The following is a 5,806-nucleotide window of genomic DNA, read 5'->3' as shown; positions in this document are numbered from 1 at the left end:
CCTCGGGGGGGTCGTCCCTCCCGGGGGGGCCGCCACCGCCGTTTCCGTCGCGCCCACCGCGCCCGCCCGCGGCGAAGAGGTCCAGACCGTTGCGGGGTCCTCCTCGTCCCGGCGGGACAGGTGCGGCAGGATGTCCGGCATGACGTCGAGCGATCGTGACGAAACCGCCGGGCCGGACGGGTCCGGCGCCGCCGCAGGGCCCCTCCCGGCAGCCGTCGCCACGGCCGCGCCGCCGGCCAACACCGTGGTCGTACCGGCCGACGAGGACCCGGTGGCGGCGGCCGGCAGCGAGCTGTTCGGCGGGCCTCCGGGCCGCCGGGCGCTGCTCGGCGTCTCCTGGTGGGTCCCGGCGCGCTTCCTGGCGCTCGCCGTGATCGTGGTGTCGGTGCTCGGGATGGTGCAGAAGCTGCCCTGCTACGAGCAGGCCTGGTTCCAGCCGGGCTCGCCGCAGTACATCCACGCCTGCTACAGCGACATCCCGCACCTGTTCTCCGGACGGGGCTTCGCGGCCGGACTGCACCCGTACGTGGACCGCATCCCGGGCTCCTCGGGGGACCTCCAGTACCTGGAGTACCCGGTGCTGACCGGCCTGTTCATGCAGGTCGCGGCCTGGCTGACGCCCGGCGGCGGGGACCAGCAGAGCCAGGAGCAGTGGTTCTGGGCGATCAACGCCGGGATGCTGATGGCCTGCGCGGTGGTCGCCGCGGTGGCGCTCTCCCGCACCCACCGGCGCCGTCCGTGGGACGCGCTGCTGTTCGCGCTCGCCCCCGTCCTGCTGCTCAACGGCACCGTCAACTGGGACCTGCTCGCGGTCGCCCTGGCCGCCGTGGCGATGGCCTGGTGGAGCGGTGCCCGCCCGGGCTGGGCCGGCGTCTTCATCGGCCTGGCCACCGCGGCCAAGCTCTATCCGCTGCTGCTGATCGGTCCGCTGCTGGTGCTCTGCTGGCGGGCCGGCCGGTGGCGCGAGTTCCGGGTGATGCTGGGCGGCGCGGTCGGCTCCTGGCTGGTGGTCAACCTGCCGATCATGCTGGCCAACTGGCGGGGCTGGTCGACCTTCTACGTGTTCAGCAAGCACCGCGGCGAGGACTACGGCTCGTTCTGGCTGATCCTGATGCAGCGCCGCGGCGCCGGGCTGGCCGACCTCGACGTCTACATCGGCGTGCTGATGGTGCTGGGCTGCCTGGCCATAGCGTGGCTCGGCTTCTCGGCCCCGCGCCGACCGCGCTTCGCCCAGCTGGCCTTCCTGGTGGTCGCGCTGTTCGTGCTGGTCAACAAGGTGTACTCGCCGCAGTACGCGCTCTGGCTGCTGCCGCTCGCGGTGCTGGCCCGGCCGTGCTGGCGGGACTTCCTGGTCTGGCAGGCCTGCGAGGTGCTCTACACCCTGGGCATCTGGTCCCACCTGGGCCTGGTCACCGGCTCCAAGCAGCACGGGATCGGCGAGGGCTGGTACCACTTCGCGATCGGGCTGCACCTGCTGGGCACCCTCTACCTGGTCGCCCTGGTGGTCCGCGACGTCCTCCACCCGGACCGCGACCCGGTCCGCTGGGACGGCAGCGACGACCCCTCCGGCGGGGTGCTGGACCACGCCCCGGACGTCGCCGTGCTGGGCACCGCCCGCCGGCTGCGCGAGGAGGAGAGCTACGCCGGGTACGCGCCGGCCGGCCCCGAGCAGTGGCTCAGCGAGCCCGGACTGTCGGAGCCGGCCGAAAAGGCCTAGCCGGCCGGAAAGGCCCGGCCGGTCGGAAAGGCCTGGCGGGTCAGCGGTCCACCACGCGGTCGAAGTGCGTGGTGGTGTGCCGGACCTGGAGACCGAGCTCCTCGCCGATCGCCGGGGGCTTGGTCTCCCCGTCCAGGAAGAGCAGCGAGACCTGCATGTGCGGCGGCTCGGCGAACCACAGCTGCTTGCCGGCCCAGTGGAACGGCGACTTGGTCTTGTTGACGGTCGCCAGGCCGGCCCGGGCGATGCCCTTGGCCCGCGCCCCCATGCTCTGGAGGTACTTGGGCGCCTCCAGGCCGATGCCGTGCGCGGTGCCGCCGGCGACCACCAGGATGTGGCCGTCGGAGGGCGCCGGGTGCTGGCGGTAGCCGTAGCGGTCGCCCTTCTGCAGCGGGGTGACGTCCAGGACGGTGGCCCGGACCTCCAGCGCGGCGTGGTCGCCGAGCCAGAGCCGGGTGCCGATCCGGGCCCGGAAGACCGTCTCCGGGTAGCGCTGGGCCAGCTGGTCCATGCCGGCCGCGCCGAGGTGGCTGACGAACACGGTGTGCACCGGGATGCCGGCCGCCCGGGCGGTGTCCACCCAGTACGCGACCTCCTCGATCGGGCTGGAGCCGTCCGGCCGGTCCATCGGCAGGTGCAGCGCCAGGCCCTCGAAGGCGACGCCCTCCAGCTCGGCGGCGACGGTGCGCAGGTCGGCCGCGCTCACGCCGTGCCGGCGCATGGTGGTCATGCACTCCAGCACCACCCGGGCACCGTGCAGCGAGCGCAGCGCGTCCACGCTGGCCACCGTCCGGATCACCCGGGCGTGCGGCAGCGGGAGCACCTCCTCGCCGACCCGGTACGGGGTGAGCACCAGCAGCTCGCCGCCGTACCACTCGGCGGCGTCGGCCGCCTCGTACGCGGTACCGACGGCGAGCACCCCGGTGCCCAGCAGCGTCGCCTCCTCGGCCAGCCGGTGGTTGCCCAGGCCGTAGCCGTTCCCCTTGGCGACCGGCACCAGGCCGGGGAACTCGGCGAGGACGGAGCGCTGGTGGGTGCGCCAGCGTTCGGTGTCGAGGTAGAGCGACAGCGTCATCGGGTCAGCCTCCTCAGCGGCGGGACATGTAGAGGTCGAGGGCCTTGTGCAGCAGCTTGTTGAGCGGGAAGTCCCACTCGCCGAGGTACTCGGCCGCCTGGCCGCCGGTGCCGACCTTGAACTGGATCAGGCCGAACAGGTGGTCGTTCTCGTCCAGGGTGTCACTGATGCCGCGCAGGTCGTACACCCCGCCGCCGAGGGCGTAGGAGTCGCGCATCATCCGCCACTGGATGGCGTTGGACGGCTTGACCTCGCGCTTGTGGTTGGCGGAGGCGCCGTAGGAGTACCAGACGTGCTCGCCGACCACCAGCATCGTGGTGGCGGCCAGCGGCTCGCCCTCGTGGTAGGCGATGTAGAGCCGCATGCGGTTCGGGTCCTCGGCCACCAGGGCCTTCCACATCCGCTGGAAGTAGGCCAGCGGGCGCGGGGTGAACTTGTCGCGCTCGGCGGTGACCAGGTAGAGCTGGTGGAAGATCGGCAGGTCGTCGTAGCCGCCCTGGTAGACCTCGACGCCGCTCTTCTCGGCCTTCTTGATGTTGCGGCGCCAGAGCTGGTTGAAGTTCTTGTGGATGTCGTCCAGCGAGCGGTTGGCCAGCGGCACCTGGAAGACGTAGCGGGGCTGGACGTCGCCGAAGCCGGCGCCGCCGTCCTCGCCCTGCAGCCAGCCGGCCTTGCGCAGCCGGTCGGCCACCTCGAAGGCGCGGGCCTCGTACCAGTCGGCCTCGACGTCGCGCAGGCGCTTGGCCTGCTTGCCGGCGATGGCCTCCTTGATGGTGGGGGCGTTCCAGCGGCGGATGACGATCGGCGGGCCCATCTTCACCGAGAACGCGCCCTGCGACTTGAGGTGCGCCAGCATCGGGGAGAGCCAGCGGTCGAGGTCGCGGTCGAACCAGTCGATGACCGGGCCCTCGGGCAGGTAGGCGAGGTAGCGCTTGAGCTTGGGCAGCTGGCGGTAGAGGACCAGACCGGCGCCGACGAGCTGGTCGGTCTCGTCGAACCAGCCGATCGACTCGGACCGCCACTCGGCCTTCACGTCGCCCCACGACGGCACCTGCATGTGGCTGGCCGAGGCGCGGCTCCTGATGAAGGCGAGGTGCTCCTCGCGGGTGATCGTCCTCAGGCGCAGGCTCATGTGCTCGGTGCTCCTCGTCGTCGGGCTGCGGTGGCCCAGGTTCTCGGGCTGACCTTATCGTCCGGGGTCCGGGCGCCCGTCGCTGCGGGCACGGCGGCGCCCCCGTCGGGTACCTGTCTCCTCTGCAGATACGCGACGGGGGCGGCGAGGGTTCCGGGCGGGCCCTGTGGGCTCGGTCCCAGCGGTGTGGTTCGGGGGCGTGCGAGGGGGCGCGGGGGCCCGGTTCAGCCCCAGAGACCGCCGCGGGCGATGCCGAGGTAGAAGCCGATCGCGGCGGCGCCGAGTGTGATCATCAGGACGAAGCGCTCGGCGGTGGTGACCGAGACGAACATGCCCCACAGGCCCGTGACGATGCCGAACAGGCCGGTCCACGAGGTCAGCAGGTGCAGGTTGTGGAAGAACGAGGTGGTGAAGGCGATCACGCCCAGCACGGCGGTGACGCCCACCAGGGCGTTCTCGCGGGGGTGCGGGTGGCCGTCGGTGTTCAGGGTGAGGGCGGGCATGCGGTGGACGGACTGTGCCATGGGTCCCACCTCCTGGCGTGGAGACGAACGGGCAGGAATCCCGTTCCGTCCAGATTGCGGTGCTTGGGTCGCTCTCACAACCCCTATGCGTTTTGTTCGGCCGTCCGGGTGCAGGTAGGCTGTGCCGTCTGCACTGGTGTAGTTGTGCCCCCTTTGCACCCTGTTCCGGGTGATGTCCGCTTCCGGGCGGAGCGGGGGCCGACTGTCCGACCCGGCCGCTACGGTGGGCCGGAGTCGTCACTGCTCCGGTGCCGACGCTACGCACAACCCTCCTGCCACGGAGAGACCGTGGCCGCTGAGTCCAAAGGAGGTGGGTTACTCATGCGTCACTACGAGCTGATGGTCATCCTCGACCCCTCGGTCGAGGAGCGCGCTGTCTCCCCCCTGATCGAGAACTTCCTCACCGTCGTCCGCAACGCGGGTGGCAAGGTGGAGAAGGTCGACACCTGGGGTCGCCGCCGTCTGGCTTACGAGATCAACAAGCAGTCCGAGGGCATCTACTCGGTCATCGACCTCAAGGCCACGCCTGAGGTCGTCAAGGAGCTCGACCGCCAGCTGGGCCTGAGCGAGTCGGTTCTGCGGACCAAGGTCCTGCGCCCGGACACCCACTGAGCCACCTCTGAGGCCTTCGGGTCTCGGGTAGCTCGCGTCCGCTGTTTCACGTGAAACAGCGGTGAACGGACATCTTCCCGAGAGGTCATCACCACCATGGCAGGCGAGACCGTCATCACCCTCGTCGGCAATCTCGTCGACGACCCCGAGCTGCGCTTCACCCCGTCGGGTGCGGCGGTCGCGAAGTTCCGCATCGCGTCCACCCCCCGCACCTTCGACCGTCAGACGAACGAGTGGAAGGACGGCGAGAGCCTCTTCCTCACGTGCAACGTCTGGCGGCAGCCGGCGGAGAACGTGGCCGAGTCGCTGCAGCGCGGCATGCGCGTCATCGTGCAGGGCCGACTGCGCCAGCGGTCTTACGAGACCAAGGAAGGCGAGAAGCGGACGGTCTTCGAGGTCGAGGTCGACGAGGTCGGTCCGAGCCTGCGCTCGGCGACCGCCAAGGTCACCCGGGCCAACCGGTCCGGCGGCCCCGGTGGCGGCTTCGGCGGCCAGCAGGGTGGCGGCCAGGGCGGCGGCAGCTGGGGTGGGAACTCCGGCGGCGGCGGCCAGCAGGGCGGCGGCAGCTGGGGTGGAAACTCCGGCGGCGGCCAGTCCGGCCCCTCCGACGACCCCTGGGCCTCCAGCGCCCCGTCCGGTGGAAACCAGGGCGGCGGCTGGGGTGCCCCGGCCGGCGGCGGTGGCGGCTACTCGGAAGAGCCCCCGTTCTAAGAGCTGACAGATTTCGTGCGGCCCGGCCGCCGGCG

The 5,806-nt window shown here is 71.4% G+C and carries 6 protein-coding genes; 3 read left to right on the top strand and 3 right to left on the bottom strand.

From position 1 onward, the window contains the following. Window positions 1-139: 139 nt before the first annotated feature. Window positions 140-1,717, top strand: a complete 1,578-nt coding sequence (locus ACFU6K_RS29305; protein ID WP_380668042.1) for a glycosyltransferase family 87 protein — start codon at window positions 140-142, stop codon at window positions 1,715-1,717. A 40-nt stretch (window positions 1,718-1,757) separates the two neighbouring features. Here the strand turns inward: ACFU6K_RS29305 and ACFU6K_RS29300 are convergent, their stop codons facing one another. From ACFU6K_RS29300 to ACFU6K_RS29290, 3 genes are all read right to left on the bottom strand, one after another. Continuing rightward, window positions 1,758-2,792 (bottom strand): alanine racemase, encoded by a 1,035-nt coding sequence (locus tag ACFU6K_RS29300; protein WP_380668040.1) that lies wholly within the window; start codon window positions 2,790-2,792, stop codon window positions 1,758-1,760. A gap of 13 nt (window positions 2,793-2,805) precedes the next feature. Next, the gene (locus ACFU6K_RS29295) at window positions 2,806-3,924 is read right to left on the bottom strand and encodes a peptidoglycan bridge formation glycyltransferase FemA/FemB family protein (RefSeq protein ID WP_074001890.1); all 1,119 of its coding nucleotides are present in this window, start codon (window positions 3,922-3,924) and stop codon (window positions 2,806-2,808) included. Window positions 3,925-4,148: 224 nt separating this feature from the next. Further along, window positions 4,149-4,448, bottom strand: coding sequence for a hypothetical protein (locus ACFU6K_RS29290; protein ID WP_074001889.1), 300 nt, complete (start codon window positions 4,446-4,448; stop codon window positions 4,149-4,151). A gap of 321 nt (window positions 4,449-4,769) precedes the next feature. Here ACFU6K_RS29290 and rpsF point away from each other — a divergent pair, with 321 nt between their 5' ends. Together rpsF and ACFU6K_RS29280 are read left to right on the top strand one after the other, a co-directional pair. Further along, complete coding sequence (rpsF, locus tag ACFU6K_RS29285) at window positions 4,770-5,060, top strand: 30S ribosomal protein S6 (protein ID WP_049651111.1); 291 nt, start codon at window positions 4,770-4,772, stop codon at window positions 5,058-5,060. A 96-nt stretch (window positions 5,061-5,156) separates the two neighbouring features. Further along, on the top strand, window positions 5,157-5,771 hold the full coding sequence (locus tag ACFU6K_RS29280; protein WP_380668037.1) for a single-stranded DNA-binding protein: 615 nt from the start codon (window positions 5,157-5,159) through the stop codon (window positions 5,769-5,771). Window positions 5,772-5,806: the final 35 nt, after the last annotated feature.

Source organism: Kitasatospora sp. NPDC057512 (assembly GCF_042802135.1).
Classification (GTDB): Bacteria; Actinomycetota; Actinomycetes; order Streptomycetales; family Streptomycetaceae; genus Kitasatospora.
This window is presented reverse-complemented; position numbering and strand designations above follow the sequence as displayed.

What these genes read in the sequence shown, in the direction of transcription:
- ACFU6K_RS29300 (WP_380668040.1), bottom strand. Translation starts at nt 2,792, where the DNA reads ATGACGCTGTCGCTCTACCTCGACACCGAACGCTGGCGCACCCACCAG.
- ACFU6K_RS29290 (WP_074001889.1), bottom strand. Translation starts at nt 4,448, where the DNA reads ATGGCACAGTCCGTCCACCGCATGCCCGCCCTCACCCTGAACACCGAC.
- ACFU6K_RS29295 (WP_074001890.1), bottom strand. Translation starts at nt 3,924, where the DNA reads ATGAGCCTGCGCCTGAGGACGATCACCCGCGAGGAGCACCTCGCCTTC.
- rpsF (WP_049651111.1), top strand. Translation starts at nt 4,770, where the DNA reads ATGCGTCACTACGAGCTGATGGTCATCCTCGACCCCTCGGTCGAGGAG.
- ACFU6K_RS29280 (WP_380668037.1), top strand. Translation starts at nt 5,157, where the DNA reads ATGGCAGGCGAGACCGTCATCACCCTCGTCGGCAATCTCGTCGACGAC.
- ACFU6K_RS29305 (WP_380668042.1), top strand. Translation starts at nt 140, where the DNA reads ATGACGTCGAGCGATCGTGACGAAACCGCCGGGCCGGACGGGTCCGGC.